The organism is Terrabacter sp. Root181 (assembly GCF_001428505.1).
Classification (GTDB): domain Bacteria; phylum Actinomycetota; class Actinomycetes; order Actinomycetales; family Dermatophilaceae; genus Terrabacter.
The window spans coordinates 1-15,089 of record NZ_LMHU01000011.1 but is presented as its reverse complement, the minus strand read 5'-3'; the positions used below and the strand labels follow the sequence as shown (position 1 = coordinate 15,089).

Below are 15,089 nucleotides of genomic sequence, written 5' to 3'. Positions count from 1 at the left end.
ACAGGCCGCCCTTCCAAGTCCTACCCGTGACAGCGATGGTGTCAGTCGCCCGGGCTGACAGCAGGCGTGGAACTGCGCCAAACCGGCTCGCCGACTACGTCAGCCGACGGCGCACCTTCGATCGTGCCCCCCTGCCGCCTCTACGCGATTCATGACCGACGCATCACGGCCCTTGCCGGCGCGCGACTCCGCTGCGCTCGGCGCCTTGGCGACGGCTCTTGGTATGAGCGGGCTGCTGTGGCTGGCCGCCACCCTGCAAGCGTGGATCCACAGCAGCCCGGTTCCCCTGTTCTCCGCAGGTGGAGTCATATCTGTTCTGCTGCACCCCGATCAACCAGGCGCCGCGTGGGGCCATAGCGGTGGTTCCACGCCTGAGTTCTGGTGCTTGGCGTTCGCACTCGGTTTGGCGGCTGGAGGCGCGGCCTACGCCATCCATCGGGCCAGCCGGGCCCGAACTCAGCGGGTGGCGTGGCACCACCGCACCGGTATGGCGACCCACTCGGACATCGCTCGTACCGCGGGAGCAGGTCGGCTCAAAGCTCGCATCCAGACACTGCGGCCCTCGATCGCCGCGGCATCCATCAATCACGTCGCGCATGCGGTCGGGCTCAGCAGCGGCATCAAGTGCTTTGTCACGGTCGAGGACTCCACCGTCGTCTTGGGGCCGCCTCGCTCCGGCAAGGGGCTGCACCTCGTCATCCCGGCCATCCTGGACGCACTTGGGGCGGTGGTGACGACGAGCACCCGTCCCGACAACATCACAGCGACACTGCGCGCCCGGCAATCTGCCGGGCCGGTGGCCGTCTTTGATCCGCAAGGCCTCGCGCCCGGGGTTCCTTCGACAGCTCGATGGTCACCGATCCGCGGCTGTGAGGACCCGCACGTCGCGATGATTCGCGCCAAGGCGCTGACGAAAGGCGCGGCGTCCGGCACCACGGACGCGAACTTCTGGCAGTCCTCTGCCGAGCAGGCCGTGCGCGCGCTTCTTCACGCCGCTGCGCTGGGCGAGTGCGACGCGGCGGATCTCTACCGGTGGTCGCTGTCCGCGGTCCATGCCCGCGAAGCGGTCATGATCCTCAGCACGAGCCCAAAGGCGGCACAGGCGTGGCACCAAGGCCTCGACTCCATCATCAGCGCCGACCCCAGACAGCGCGACTCCGTCTGGGCCATGGTCTCCATCGCCTTCGCCGCACTCGCCGACCCTCGCGTCCTCGACGCCGTCTCCCCCGCCCAGGGCGAGCACCTCGACCCGGCACACATCCTCGACAACAACGGCACCGTCTACCTGCTCGGCACCTCCACCGGCGCCGCCGCCACCGCCGGCTTGGTCGGCGCGTTCCTCGAGGACGTCCTCGAGGTCGCACGGCGCAAGGCCGCCGGCTCGCCCGGCTCACGCCTCGACCCTCCCCTGTCGATGATCCTCGACGAGGCCGCGAACTACCCACTCCCCTCGCTCACCTCGCTCATGTCCGACGGTGGCGGCTCCGGCATCGCCACGACAGTCGTGCTCCAGTCCCTGGCGCAAGCACGAGCCGTGTGGGGCGAGCACGCGGCGTCGGCCATCTGGGACGCCGCCATCGTCAAGCTCATCCTCGGCGGCGGGTCCAACGCACGCGACCTCGACGACCTGTCCAAGCTCATCGGCACCCGACCCAAGGACGTCACGAGCCGCAGCACCGGCCATGACGGGCGCCGCTCGACGTCGACCTCCACGAGCGAAGTGCCGATCCTCACGCCGGCCGAGCTCCGGACCCTTCCCTTCGGGTCCGCTGTGCTCCTCATGCGCTCGGCGCCACCGATCGCGCTAACCATGAGCCCGTGGACCAAGCGCAAGGATGCCAAGAGCCTCACTGCTGCCCGCAAGGACCTCGAGCAGAGGATTCGAGATGCGAGCATCGTCCGTCCCTGACCCCACCGCCCGGCGGACCCGGCGCGCCCGCCGAGCCGCCTACGACGCGTACCTCAACTCCCGCGTGTGGAGCGACAAGCGCAAGCAGTGGTATGCCGCTTGGCTGACCGCCACCGGCGTGGAGCCATCGTGCCTGGTCTGCGGTCGACGCTGGACCCTGAAAGCCGGGCACCTGCACCACGCCACCTACGCACGTCTCGGCATCGAGCTGGTCGAGGACCTGGTGCCCCTGTGCCGTCCCGACCACCAGAGGCTGCACGCCCTCATCGACGCCCACCCGACGTGGCTGCGCTCAGACCGCACGACGGCAACGGCCGCGATCATCGCCTCCATGAGGCAGGCCCGGGCCGCCCGCGCCGACGACAACCCCACTCACCCGCACAGTCCTGCTCCGTGACGACCGACGAAGCGCTGGACTTCGGTGCCGATCCGTTCGAGCGGACCTTCGGCCAACTCCGGGGACCCGTGCACTGGCCATCCCTCACAGAGGACGAATCCCGCGACCGGATGCAGGAGCTCGACGAGTGGGTGCGACACCTCGTGCGCCGCTTCGCCGTCGAGCCACGCATCATCCCTCCGTGCTGGGCGCAGCACGGCGCCCTCATCGAGATCCTCTCCGCGCTCCGCGACCACGAGCGCGCCGACTACGCCGACACCGCCTCCCCCGCCGCGGCCATGGACTTCGTCCGAGCCCTCCACGACGCGCAGATCATCCTGATCGAGCACGTGGGCAAGACCCAGTGCTCAGTCGCCGGCCACCGCGACGATCTCATCGCACCATGGCCTGCAACGAAAGTCACTGCGCGGCACTCCGATTGACCGGACACATGGTGTCCCCCGCGGACTGTCCTCCCTCCAGATGCGCGGGAGGGCCCCGCGCACGGGAGGGCCGCCATGTCAGCCAACGCGCACCCCACGCCAACCATCGAGCCCACGTCGGACGCAGCCGTCGACCAGCTCCTGGCCCTGGCTCGCAACGCGAGCCGCAACGTCGAGGAGCACGACCCGATCGACTACTGGTACCGACTCGGTCAGCGCAACGCCTACGCCCACGCCATCGGGCAGCTCCTGGCCCCGGTCGTCGGGCACGACCCTTTCGCCATCGCCGAACGCATCACGACGGCACTGGACGCCGGAGCCAGCGAGATCTCGGACCTTCGCGCGGCGGGATACGCCCACGGGGTTGCGGCGCCACCCCCGAAGTGGGCCATCGAATGGACGGGGCCGAAGGCGTTCGACTCCCAGCACCGCAACATCCGAGGCATCGACCGCGACTACGGCATGCGCTGGGGGCCGCGCAGCAACCAGCGGATCTCCCTGCGGCTCGACGGCGACACGGCCACCCACGGCCTGCTCTACGCCTACGACCCGACGTGGCAGGAGTATGCCGTCCTCTCCCCGACCGCTGCCCGCGCCGCCGTCGACCGCGCCTTCGCGCACGCCACGGACACCGACATCCACATGTCCATCGAGTCGTTCGCCCAGCTCGTCGCCGGCTACGGCGCCGCGCTCGACTCCGCCGACCGGGACACCGTTCACGTCGTCGAGGCGCAGCTGTGAACGTCCAACGACGCTCCGTCGACGTGGAGGAGGTCCGCGCCCGGCACCCACTCGCGGACGTGGTCGCGGCAGCCGGGATCGAGCTGCACCAACGCGGGCACGGCTATGTCGGCTGCTGCCCCTTCCACGACGACGCGACGCCCTCGTTGTCGGTGGACGGCGTCCCGAACCGGTTCCACTGCTTCGGGTGCGGCGCCAGCGGCGACGTCATCGACTTCGTCTGCCGCACCCGCAACCTGGGCTTCCTCGAAGCCGTGGCTGAGCTCGACGGGGACCGGTACCGGGAGCGGTCGCTGTCCGTAGTCCGACCTCGACCCCACCTCCGCGCCGTCCCCGAACCGGCCATTGCCGACATCCCCTCTAGCCGCGCGTTCGAGATTAACCAGCTGGCCTGGGAACACTTCGCCACGCCCGTGGGCGCCGGCTTCGCCACGCACTACCTGCAGCACCGCCGCGGAATCGACCTCGAACCGCTCACCCGCACGTTCGGGGGACAGATCTTCGTCGGCCACGCCACGCACGGCTGGTCGTCCCTGACCGATCACCTCCGCTCCCAGGGCGTCGACGACGACGAGCTCCTCGGCATGGACCTCGCCATGCGCACCCGAGGCGGGCGCCTCATCGACACCTACCGCAACCGAGTCATCATCCCGATCACGAACGACCGCAACCAGATCCGCGGCTTCATCGGACGGGACATCAGTGGCCACCCCGCCGCGCCCAAGTACCGCAACCCGACGCACACGCCCGTGTTCGACAAGTCCGAGGTCCTCTACCGCCCGACCCACGCCCCACTCGCTCCCGACGCCCAGGTGCTCGTCGTCGAAGGAGCGCTCGACGCCCTGGCCGTGGCGGCCGCTGCCGCCGCCGTCGAGGCCTCGTCGCGCGTCGCGGTCTGCTCCACCAACGGAGTCGCGGTGTCGCCCACCCACGTTGAGCAGGTTCTGGCGATGACACACAGGCCGCCGAGGATCGCTTTCGACGGAGACCCGGCCGGGCAGCAAGGCACGACTCGTTGGCTCGACGCCGCCTGCATCGAGCGGCGCGCCCCCGTGCTGGTCAGCCGACTCCCGCCTGGGTCCGATCCTGCCGACTGGCTGGCCGCCCGAGGCCCGAACGGACTGGGCGACCTCTTCGCTCGCCCCGGGAACGCGCACGATCTGGAAGTCCTCAGCACGGTCGTCCCTGGGCGACAGCTGATCCAGCTGTTGCTCGATCGCGTCGACGACCCCATCCGGGATGCCGTGGACACGATCGCTGCGCTCGCTGCTCAGCTGCCACCGACCGAGCGCGCTCAACTCCTGCGCGACTCGACGTCAGAGATGACCCGCCACGGCTGGAACCCGCGCGACGCCTACGCCAAAGCCCTCGAGGACGCGATGCGCCAGCCGCCAACAGCTACCCGGGCTACCCCACTTATCCCCGTCACCCCATCCCTGATCTGAACCGGGAGCCTCGAACAGCATGCCATCCATGACACTCCTCGAGACCGCCGCCGCCGAGCTGCAAGCGGCCTCCGACCTCGCCGCGGACCGCGCTCAGGGGAATCCGCTCGACCCGTGGTCAGCCATGGCCGGGACGATCCGGCTCATCGCCTCGGGCCTCGACCCCATGCCACCGACTGCGAACGTTCCCGTGAGGGACCTGCACGCCCACCTGATGTCAGCCGGCGAGGCGCTTGACCAGCTGACTGCCGAAGAGTCGCCCAGCGACCTCGCGTTCTGGCGCGCCCACGTCCTCGACCTCGCGGAGAACGCGCGAGACCTCGACGCGCGACCGCACAGCACCGTCAAGGCGCGTCACTGATGACGACGACCGCTACTGACCTGCTCGAGAGAGCGCGTCTCACACTCGCCGACCTCGAACGATCCCGTCAGCCCGTGTCCAGGCAGCGGTGGGAGTCGTTCGACCAGAGCATCTACAGGCTGCTGCATGAGCTCGTGAGCGCACGCGTCGGATGGTCGCCCGCCGACGCCCACACCGTCGCGCTGCACAGGGCGTTCCGCGACTATCCCCAGCCGCTCCAGCCCGTAGGCGACCAACCCGATTACACGCCACGCGAGGCCGCGCGGTTCCTGGGGATCAGCGAAGCCGCAGCGAGGAAATGCATCCGGGCCGGCGCACTGCTGGCAGCCCCCACGGACACCGGCTACCGCATCCCTAGAGGCGAGCTCGGGCTCAACGGGCCCGTCCACCCCTCACCGAGCGACGACGATCACCCACTCGCGCGACTCGCGTGTACGGTCGGCGCCCTCACCGACCTCCTCGTCCTCAACAGGATGGTCCCCGCCGTTCCTGAGCTGCAGGCGGCGTCGGCGGCGACGATCGCGAAGGAGTGCCTCGATGTGGCCAGCGCTGCTGCAACGCACGTCCTGGGCACATGCGACCCTGCCATCGCTGACCGGCCCCTAGCTATCGCGCGGTACGCGTCGTCCTTGGTCCAGCGACTTCCGAACGGCGCACCCTTGAGTGGGCTGCAGAACGTCGCGGCCCCCTCCCCCGCGCGGGAGATCCTCACCGACGCGCAGGGGCTTGATCTCGCGATCCACCAGTGGGCGAAAGCTACCCGCGCGGAGCTTCGTGCTCGCGTCCCCAGCGTCGAAGTACTCAGAGACATCAATAGGCAGGGCGTGCATCTCTACGCCGCGCTGAACGCCGTCCTGAGGGCCACGACGCCGACGTCTGCCACGTCAGACGTTCGTGAACGCCTCCGGCGATCGGCGGTGGCCCTCCAGGGTGCGGCCGAGGCATGGTCGCAGACCACCACAGGCGCGCCACCCTCGCATGACTACGTCGACGCGTCACGCCACCTCTACTCGAGCCTGGCGTCCATCACCGGGCCGGCCCGTCAAGCGTCTCCGGATGCCGAAGCCACGTACCAATCTCTGATGCGCGGCGCGAGCGTCCTGGCGAGTATGACACCCACCGCTACGACATGGGCCAGCCGTTTACTCGACTCCAACGCTCTCTTCGTCCACGCGCGACACGCCACCGCGGACGCGCGACGCCTGACTGCCACCCTCGCCGGACGCATGGTCACCGCCACGATCTGCGACGTTCCGGACCTTCCAAGCGCCGTTTGGGAAGCCCAAGCAGCCGCCACGCAGGTCGCGCGAGCACTCCCACCCACCGTGCGGCAGAAACCGCTGACGGCCGACGTGGTCTGCACTGCAGACCTGTGAACTGAGGTGCCAGCCGCCGCATCGCACCGCGTTTGCCGTACGGAAGCCCCAGCGACCATCACACTCGCGGAGGGCGCCCATCCCGCCCAATGTGACGCGCGGCCGGAACCGCTCGATCGGGGGCAGAGAGGCGTTTCGACGCCGAGTCCGCAGGGCGGTGGAGCACAGCCCGCCAACGCCGTTGTCGGGGACCGGCGCTATCCGGTCAGGTCCACAAAACAGGAATTCGTGCCACTGGATCGACATGGTTGGGTCGGCGCACCGACCGCTACCGTTCCGGAAGATGGTTCTTGCCCTCGTCGGGCAGCGCCGCGTGCGTGATCATGGTTCCGATGACCGATGTAGTGCACGTGCCTTGGGAGCAGGAGGGAGCTGGCGTGGACGCTGTCGAGCTGCTGGCGCTCACGCTTCGCTTCGCCTCGGCGATTCAGGTGACCTACGTCGGCTCCGTCGATGCGGGGCGACTCGCCGTTGCCATCGCGAGTCGACTGCAGATCGACGCCGAAGTCGTCGTGCTGGACGGGGAGCAGCTCACGGCAGAGGAGGGTGAGTCGATCTCTTCGGCCCTGCTCGGTGGGCGCACGATAGTCGTCGCGGACGCCGGCGGGACGGAGCTGTCGGTCCGTCTGGTGGACACCTGGGCGGCCTTCTGCGACGCCCCGCAGCACACGTCGAGCAGCGCCGATCGGCACATACAGTTCAGTCCGGTCCCCCGCGGGGTCCATCTGGGTCGCTTGGTGCTGGTCAGTCCCGAAGGCCGCGCCGTCGCCAGCAAGGCGGACCGCGTTTGGCTCCAAGCGGACGACGTATCGGTGGTCGTGGCTGACGGTTCGCATAGAGACCGAGCTCGCCGAGCTCGTCGTCTGGGCGGGCCCAAACCGGCGGGGGGTCAGGTGCTGCGCGACCTCTGCCTGATGCACGGGCGCGACCCGCGTGGGACCGTACGCCGGGACCTCGGCGCGGCACTCAACGCGAGCGACCCGTTCACCTGGACCGACCTACAAACCCTGTTGAGGTGGCAAACCAACAGCGCGGCCCCACTTCTGGCGGGGCTGCGTCATGCCAACCGGTTGGGTTCCGACGTGGTTCAAGCCCTCGACGCCGGCCTGCTCGACGCGGCTTCCGATGTCCGGCGCACGGCCAATCGCGGCCGAGTCTACTCGTCGATCTGGGACCTCATGTGGAGTCAGCAGGTAGGCAGAGACCACGTCTTTCGCGGCCAGTGGAGCGCCCTGTGGCCCTTGACTCCCACCCTTTTCCGGCCGCAATCCGACGGGCGCCCACTGACGGTGGAGACGCTTCGCAAGCGGGTCGACACAACTCGTCGATTCATCACGGTCCTGAGGAAGCATCAGGGCGACCTCTTCGGGGGGCCGCCCAGTGAGGACGAGTTGCTCGCCGTCGCCCAGCACTACGGCTTCCCTACACCGCTCCTCGACTACACCAGGTCCCTGTCGGTCGCGGCTCTCTTCGCCACGATGCCCGCACGAGGACAGCTGGTGGAGCCCGATTGTGTCGGTGTCATCTACTACCTGAACACGGACCGTGCCGAGCTCAAGGTCGACACCGGCGCTGGCGAAGACCTGCCGGGTTTTTCGATGCTCGACGCCGCCGACATCAGGATTGGTCTCTTCGAGGTCATTGAGCCGGCGCTGGGGGCCGAGGACGACCGCATCGGCCGGCAGTCAGCCCTCTTCCTCAGCGGGTTCGAAGAACGAGATCTCAGCTCGGTGTCGATCGACGTGATGCTGTTCGAACAGCACGCGGGCGATGTCTACGAGGACCCGGCGACCGCCGTGACGGAGGCAGACATCTTACCGGCCGACTCGGTTCTTCAGCGGCTCGCCGAGAAGGTCAAGGCTGGTCGAAGCCACGCACTCACGTACCCCCTGCCACCGAAGCTAGCGGAGGCCCGCCTTCCCGGCGCCGGCCTGCCGGGTTCGACCGGAGCGAACCTGTTCCGGCAGGTGCGCGCGGCCAGCGACTTTTTTCCGCGGCTCTCGGCGGCACTCGACGATGAAGAACGGCCGCGGGTTGGCCGGATTCTGTCCGACTACTTCCGACTCGCCCATGCTCGCGCCGCGGTCGGCGAGGAACTCGCATCGCTAGGTCACCGGGCCGCCGACGGTTCGCCCGAAACGACGCCAGAGAGCGACGCGGCGCTGACTCCTCTGGCCATCGCGCTGGAGCGGCTCGCCGAGCTCTTCGCGGTAGACGTGCGGCGACTCGAACAGCAGGTCCATGGTGCGCTCGGCACCTTGGATGACGAGTACTACCGGGGCGGCCCACCGGACCACGAGTCAGGTGAAGCGGTGGCACTCGCCGTCGGGCTCTACCTTGCCTCCTGGGAGAAGCTCCAGCACGTGCGGGGCTGGGAGGCGAGCTACCTCGCTTCCGCTGCACAGGAGGCGTTGCCGGACGCGTGACTCGCCGTCTGCCTCGCCAACAGCACCGAGCTGGACATATCCAGGATCAAGCGAGGCGCTTCCACCGACCCCGGCGTCGGGCGCCCAACGTCGGCCTCATCCGAGGTCAGAAGGTGCGCGAGCCTGGTGGCAGCGGCTTCGCCGACGATTGAAATGGCTTCGCCGTACGACCCTCGTCACGCAAGGTATGAATCTCGCGGTTTGGACCCCACGCCGCGACGGCCACCCGAGCTGCTGACCGTGGCCGCGTTTCGGGCGCCCGACGAACAGGCAGACTGACCGCGCCATCGATCCAGCAGCGGCAAACGAGCTGCGCGGGTGGCGCCAAAGGCCACCCCGTGTAAATGGCGCCGATGGTCGAAAGCCGCTGGAAGAGCATATGCTCTCGATCCGATCGCGCGGCTCTAGTCAGACGGCAGGTCGCTCTTGGCCGCGCAGTAAGCCGGTGACGGCAGCTCGGCCAGCACCACGACGTGCTCAATGTAGTCGATGATCGGGGCGTTTATGTCGGGTTCGAGTTGCGTGTGGACGGACGCCTCGGCCGTCCCGCTCCCCGAACGACAGGTGCCGTCCCGACAACGGCCGCTACTGCGGATTCAGTCCGCCGGCGTCGGGGTGACCCCAACCCCGAGCGCAGCTGCCTCGACCGGGGCCGCGGACCGGGTCAACGCCCAGAACCGCCGCCACACCTCACGGCGCGGGCCCGGGGAAGACCCGGCCGCCCCACACTCAATCCGCCGTGGACGACACCCTTCACACGGGTGTTGCAATTACCATTGGAATCCGCCTTCGAGGATATCCCGCGGTAACGGCACCATGTCGATGCCAGGCTGGGTCACCTCGTCTTACACCACGCTCCTGGACCAGGATCCCGACCCCCTGCCCTGGCCGGAGCCCTGGCTCGAGGACAGCCCGGGCGTCAAACCCGATCGACCGGGACCGGACTGACGGCTGGAGATGCTGAATCTTGCAGACCCCGCGGCTGGATTGGCCGCGACACAACGACCGCCGCGCGGCGGGATACTGACCGTTACGTCCATCGGCATGCTTGCGCACAGACCGGCGAGCTGTGGGGCTCGACCTCGGCGCCAGACCGGAGTAAGGTGACCGACCTCCTTAGACATCAGAGTCAGGCAGCCCGGAGTGTTGCTTCGAGCACGGAGGTCCAGTCGGCCCGGACTGTCAAGGCCAGTGCACGCGCTGCCGTGCGGAGCGACTGCGAGCCCTGCACGTCGGCGGCGTCGATCCCACGAGAGGGCTTTTGTGCGTGTTGGGTCCACGCGACAAGGCGGGTTGGGGCGAGTCGCCTTTCTGAACGCCATGCCAGTGCGTATCCGCCCGCGGCGGAGCGCTGGCCGCCCGCCTGGGTCGCGGCGAGGGCGATCATGCACTCGGAGGTGAGCCGGTCCTCGCCCAGTTTCAGGGCTGCATCAAGGGCGGCCCCCAGCTTGCTCTCACTCGCTCGACCGTCCTCCGAGACCAGCTCCACGTGGGCCAGCGCCATCATGCTCAGGATCTGTCCGCGTTCATCCCCGATCATGGTCCTCATCCGGAGGCTCTCGAGGATAAGCTGACGAGCTTTGTCGAGGTTTCCGAGACAGATCTGCAGCTTGCCCCGGTCGCAGGTCACCATGGCTTGGCCCCATGACCATCCCACGTTGGTGAAATGCTCGCCAGCGCTTTTCAATAGTGATCGCTCATGCATGCCATCGGAAGTAAGGGGTGTGAACTCGAAGCCGCTCACTGCAAGGTTGTCGAGGTTGATGCCTGCCCACTTGTGATGGCGATCGTTCTCCGGCTCGGCCACGATCAACTTCGTGTTCATCTTCAGCGCGCGACCGAACAGCTGCTTGGCTTTAGCCACGGCACCCCGGTCCCGGTGGATCAGCCCTACGTTGTTCAAGGATCCGCTGAGGTCGCGATGCTTCAGCGCCGTCCGCAGCTCCTTGCCGCGCGTGTAAGCCTGTTCCGCGAGCCCGGTCTCACCGAGGTTGTACGCGCATGTGCCGAGATCATTGACACACTTGGCGAGCATGGCAAGGTCCTGTTCGGGCATCGGCCCTTCGCTGACCCAGTCCGCGCCTCCTTCGAGGACTCCGGGGGCGATCACCGACACGAGGCATCCGAGGCATTCCATACCGTCCCGAAAAAGGCTGCGTTCGTACAGATAGTCCCCCAGACCTCCGGCCAGACGGAGTGCTCGGTCCCGGTCGGCGTCCTGGACCAGGCTGTCGAGCGAGTACCGAATGCTGCCCATCTCATCACGGATGGAGTCGAGCCATGCGGTGCGCCCAGCACCGCGAACGTCGGCTTTCATGAGCTGGATCAGATGCTCAGCAACTCGAACGCGCGCCGCTGGATGCTGCTGCAACCGCAGGTAGTCCCAGTGCACCTGATGCATCCAATACCGGGCGCCGGTTGCCTCGACGAGACCAAACTCCCGGATCTCGCTGAACTGCGGACCGTCCAGGTCGCCGGCGACCCGAGCCAGGTCACTAGAAAACGTGTCGGCCTTCTTCGGTAGCGCCGTGATGTCCGGGGCAGCCTTGCGGGCTGGTTCGCTCAGTGCCTGAGTCGTTCGATCGAGAATTGCGCTGAACGACGTGACGCGGCGCGTGTCGTCCGCGCTCAAGCCCTCAAGGGGAAGTTCGTACGCATGGGCAGAGTGGAGCCCTTCGCGCAAGAGCGCGATCTCCGCATCCAGTCCTTCGATCCCATTCTGCGCTTCGTTCTCAAGCAGTCGAGCGAGGACGACAAGGGACGCGGGCAGCCCAAAGACCGCCTCGGCCAGGTCTCTAATATCACTCTCCCGCAAACCGACCGCTGTTGGCGCGCGGTCACGCAGCAGCTCGATGCTGCGCGCAGTGTCCAGTGCGTCGATGTTGACAGCCGGAGGATCATTGGCACCCCGCAAGTCCTGCGCCACTGAAAGTCGTCGCGTCGTCGCCAAATGAGCGCACCGCACCCCACCGACGCGCAGCGCCCTTGCCGCCTCGGTGGACCAGGCGTCGTCAATGAGGATGAGGCATCGTTTGTCAAGCAGGAACTTGCGCAATAGCTCCTCGCCCGTCATGGCCCCACCGGCCACGGTCGTCATGGCGTTGACCTGGCCCGCCGGCATGCCGAGCGCGCGAGCCCACGAGCGGGTGATCACGCCGAGATCCGGCGCTTGTCCAAGTGAGGCCCAGAGCGTCCCGTCTGGAAACGCCTCGGCGACCTCTTGGCGCGCGGCCACCGCGAGAGCAACAGCCGTTTTGCCCGAGCCGCCGACCGCTCCCAACAGCACAATGTCCGTGCCGGTGAGGAGCCGCTGCACCACGTCGTCCACGATACCCCCGGTCCCGACGAGGCGCTGGGCCGGCGGCATGTCAGGGCTGCACCGCCGTTTTGCAGGGCTGCGATGGGGCTTGAGCCCTCTGAGGAACACCTCGAGATCTGAGTACCGTGTTCCAAAGGGCACCGGATGGATGTTGTCCTTGGCGTGCGTGCGCCGAAGCGCTGGCAGGTCATCGGCGAGGGTCAGCCGAATGTGTGTAATGTCCCGAGCGGCGTCCGTAACCGTTAGCAACCGGCGGAGGTCACCAAAATTGGGGTCCGATATACCGGCCCCAAAGCCGACGAAGACGAGCAGCTTGCCGTAGGCCAGGGCATTGCGGAGCAGGCGCACTGACTTGTCTGCAAGCAAGCGGTCATAACTCTTGGGGCCGAGAACAACGGTGTCCGGCTGCGCGAAATGCCCGTGGAGATGCAGCACCGACGGAGTGCCGTCTAGGAAGGTCTGCCTGACATCGGGTACCTGTTTCCAGGTGAAGACACGCTGTCGACTCGACACCCGCTCGATCAAATCGTCGTAGTTTGTAGTGACGAGCATGCCTCCCAGCGCATCGAGGGCGTGGATCGGCCCCTTGTCCCGGATAGGCAAGTGCCCGACGCTCGCCTCCAGCCAGGCGCCGTACTCGTCGGGGGCGCCGCTGAACCACTGGCTTACGTCCTCGGCGACCCGCATAAGCCCTTTGGTAGTCGGAGCCTTGCCAGAGCCCAGTATTGCCAGCGCGATGTCTGCATCCCCATCGGATACCAAGCGTGTGTCGCGGGCCCAGGTGACTCCACTGGCCAACAGGCCGGGCCAAGTCGTGGTCGGCAGTGGTGGGCCATTCTTGGGCTTGGATGTCTGGATCGAGACACCGGCACCCACGAGAAATACTACACTTTCTGGGTTCTTGCGCAGACGCACGCGCAGGTCGTTCAGTACAGCTCCATCGTTCCCCATGAGGGCCCCCTTGCGCGGCAGCGATAGCGCGTACTTCCCGTTATACCAAGGAAACTCCGCCGGCGCAGTCACCTGGCGGCAGGTGTCCAAGGCAGCCGTTCGCCGTGCCGCGCCCCTTCTGAAGCCGCAAACTGCGGTCCAGACGTAGACCGCGGGAGAGAATCGACGACGCCGAGGTCGCCGTTATCGCGGGCATTGGGAGCACGACTCGGCGAGCGCACCTGACATGGACCGCATCCTCTCAGGGACGTTTGAACCGAATCTGGCCTGACAGGACATCCGCCATGCCGCCCGAGCTGTCCCAGGATTGCGTGCATGCGGGCCCCTTCTGTTGTCAAGCGGTCGCTTCGATGTCTTCTCGATGTCGGTCCCCTTGGCGTCGGTGCCGGGCGTAGCGCCGGTTGTGCGGTCGCCCGGGATTTGGCTGAACCGCAGTGTCGAGGCTCGGCGGCAAGGTCAACCGCGCTGAGTTCTTGAGACCCCGCAGTGCCCTCCCGGTCCGGCCTCCACTGCCTCCGTCATCGGGGCTGTCGTGTCGGCCACGGGCTGGCGGTGGAGGGCATCGAAAATCCTGCGCTTGAGGCACCGCAGGTCCTCGAGAGGTCTCTCGCCTTCAGCACACTTGCGCCGGTGGTAGGCCCATCCGTCGGGTGTGGGGTCAGATCTGACTGATCGCGGCGATGTGAATCATCTGGTTCATCCGCCGTTTCCCGGCCCCGGAAAGCCCGTGCCGATCCCGCTCCCTCGAGGAGACGTCCAGTGGTGCTCTATCGTTGCTGGCCGCTCCCGCGGGCCTCGATCTGCCTCATGGTGTCAGTCCAGCTGGTGTTCTCCCTTGCTGTGAGGTCTTTGAGGAAGGCCGCCAAGCGCTCTCGGCGCGTGGCCGGGTCGTTGAACGGACTGACGTCAGCAACGTAGAGGAACGCGTGTCGGCGAAGGGCCTCTGAAGTCGATCGATACGAGATCCAGTTCGAGTGGAGTTGGAACATCTGTTGAGCCCCCTCCAGGACAACGATGGCCCCGGCAAGCGAGGCGGTGAGCGCTGGAGGCGCGGCGATGGCCGCAAGCACGGTCACGGCGGCGCCTGCGACCAGAGCTGTCAACTTGAGGATCTGATAGGTGATTCGGCTTCGCGTCGCGGCCCTGTCATACCAGTTGAACTCGGCCGTCAACTCTTGCCACAGGGGATCGTCGCGGTCCTCTGCTCGCGGGGGCTCCGGCAACGCACCGCCCACGCGCATCCACCCGTGGGCGCCGCCGCCCTTGCCTGGGTTGTCCTCAGCTTGGCTCCGCATGTTGACGAGCGTGGCATATTCATCCACCGCACATCGCCGCCAGCTTGCTTCGCCGGCTCGGCATGATCGGGCCGCTCCTCGGACCCCTCGAATATGGCTCACGGCTGACGTCTCGTGAGCTCGAGGTCGCCGCGCTCCTGCAGGAAGGGCTCTCCAACAAGCAGATCGCGAACCGGCTGACCATCCAGATGGCCACGGTGAAGAACCACGTTCACAGCATTCTGGCGAAGCTCGACGCACCTACCCGAACCGACGCAGCCGCGGTTCTTCGTCGCCGCCCCGTCGAGCTCGCGCCCGCCTGGACTCCTCGCGCGGCCGATCACCTCGCTGCCGCCGAGGGATCTATCCCGGCTCTTCGGATCTGAGCGTGGGTGAGGCGTTCGGCGTGGCGGTCCGGGCATAGATGCGTCGAGGTCTTCAGGATCGGTAGCGACCAAGCTGCCTAAC

Annotated in this window: 11 protein-coding genes; 9 read left to right on the top strand and 2 right to left on the bottom strand. The window is 67.4% G+C overall.

Annotated elements, in window-relative coordinates; all coding sequences use genetic code 11:
• Positions 1–151 precede the first annotated feature (151 nt).
• The 8 genes from ASD90_RS21625 (at position 152) to ASD90_RS21590 (ending at position 9,077) form a co-directional block, all read left to right on the top strand.
• On the top strand, positions 152–1,909 hold the full coding sequence (locus ASD90_RS21625) for a type IV secretory system conjugative DNA transfer family protein (RefSeq protein ID WP_056761238.1): 1,758 nt from the start codon (positions 152–154) through the stop codon (positions 1,907–1,909).
• Positions 1,887–2,306 carry a hypothetical protein gene (locus ASD90_RS21620; protein WP_056761234.1) on the top strand — a complete coding sequence of 140 codons (420 nt, stop codon included), beginning with the start codon at positions 1,887–1,889 and terminating at the stop codon, positions 2,304–2,306. The genes ASD90_RS21625 and ASD90_RS21620 overlap by 23 nt, the downstream gene beginning before the upstream one ends.
• Positions 2,303–2,728, top strand: a complete 426-nt coding sequence (locus tag ASD90_RS21615) for a hypothetical protein (protein ID WP_056761231.1) — start codon at positions 2,303–2,305, stop codon at positions 2,726–2,728. Before ASD90_RS21620 ends, ASD90_RS21615 begins: the two co-directional genes overlap by 4 nt.
• 75 nt (positions 2,729–2,803) lie before the next feature.
• Positions 2,804–3,469: a hypothetical protein gene (locus tag ASD90_RS23680; protein WP_056761228.1), complete on the top strand. Its 666-nt coding sequence runs from the start codon at positions 2,804–2,806 to the stop codon at positions 3,467–3,469.
• Positions 3,466–4,914 carry a CHC2 zinc finger domain-containing protein gene (locus ASD90_RS23675; protein WP_056761225.1) on the top strand — a complete coding sequence of 483 codons (1,449 nt, stop codon included), beginning with the start codon at positions 3,466–3,468 and terminating at the stop codon, positions 4,912–4,914. The genes ASD90_RS23680 and ASD90_RS23675 overlap by 4 nt, the downstream gene beginning before the upstream one ends.
• Positions 4,915–4,942: 28 nt before the next feature.
• Positions 4,943–5,275 carry a hypothetical protein gene (locus ASD90_RS21600; protein ID WP_056761222.1) on the top strand — a complete coding sequence of 111 codons (333 nt, stop codon included), beginning with the start codon at positions 4,943–4,945 and terminating at the stop codon, positions 5,273–5,275.
• On the top strand, positions 5,275–6,651 hold the full coding sequence (locus ASD90_RS21595) for a helix-turn-helix domain-containing protein (RefSeq protein WP_056761220.1): 1,377 nt from the start codon (positions 5,275–5,277) through the stop codon (positions 6,649–6,651). Before ASD90_RS21600 ends, ASD90_RS21595 begins: the two co-directional genes overlap by 1 nt.
• Positions 6,652–7,028: 377 nt before the next feature.
• Positions 7,029–9,077 (top strand): FRG domain-containing protein, encoded by a 2,049-nt coding sequence (locus ASD90_RS21590; RefSeq protein WP_162260237.1) that lies wholly within the window; start codon positions 7,029–7,031, stop codon positions 9,075–9,077.
• Between the two features lie 1,129 nt (positions 9,078–10,206).
• On the opposite strand, the gene ASD90_RS21585 is transcribed toward ASD90_RS21590, so the two are convergent.
• Both ASD90_RS21585 and ASD90_RS21580 read right to left on the bottom strand, forming a co-directional pair.
• Positions 10,207–13,311, bottom strand: coding sequence for an NB-ARC domain-containing protein (locus tag ASD90_RS21585; protein WP_162260236.1), 3,105 nt, complete (start codon positions 13,309–13,311; stop codon positions 10,207–10,209).
• 803 nt (positions 13,312–14,114) lie between these two features.
• The gene (locus ASD90_RS21580) at positions 14,115–14,669 is read right to left on the bottom strand and encodes a DUF4231 domain-containing protein (RefSeq protein WP_056761211.1); all 555 of its coding nucleotides are present in this window, start codon (positions 14,667–14,669) and stop codon (positions 14,115–14,117) included.
• A gap of 35 nt (positions 14,670–14,704) precedes the next feature.
• Here ASD90_RS21580 and ASD90_RS21575 point away from each other — a divergent pair, with 35 nt between their 5' ends.
• Positions 14,705–15,007, top strand: a complete 303-nt coding sequence (locus tag ASD90_RS21575; protein ID WP_056761208.1) for a response regulator transcription factor — start codon at positions 14,705–14,707, stop codon at positions 15,005–15,007.
• The last annotated feature ends 82 nt before the right edge of the window (positions 15,008–15,089 follow it).

Excerpts from the sequence above, each read along its gene's own strand:
- ASD90_RS21625 (WP_056761238.1), top strand. The coding sequence starts at position 152 with ATGACCGACGCATCACGGCCCTTGCCGGCGCGCGACTCCGCTGCGCTC.
- ASD90_RS23680 (WP_056761228.1), top strand. The coding sequence starts at position 2,804 with ATGTCAGCCAACGCGCACCCCACGCCAACCATCGAGCCCACGTCGGAC.
- ASD90_RS21620 (WP_056761234.1), top strand. The coding sequence starts at position 1,887 with ATGCGAGCATCGTCCGTCCCTGACCCCACCGCCCGGCGGACCCGGCGC.
- ASD90_RS21600 (WP_056761222.1), top strand. The coding sequence starts at position 4,943 with ATGACACTCCTCGAGACCGCCGCCGCCGAGCTGCAAGCGGCCTCCGAC.
- ASD90_RS21575 (WP_056761208.1), top strand. The coding sequence starts at position 14,705 with ATGATCGGGCCGCTCCTCGGACCCCTCGAATATGGCTCACGGCTGACG.
- ASD90_RS21595 (WP_056761220.1), top strand. The coding sequence starts at position 5,275 with ATGACGACGACCGCTACTGACCTGCTCGAGAGAGCGCGTCTCACACTC.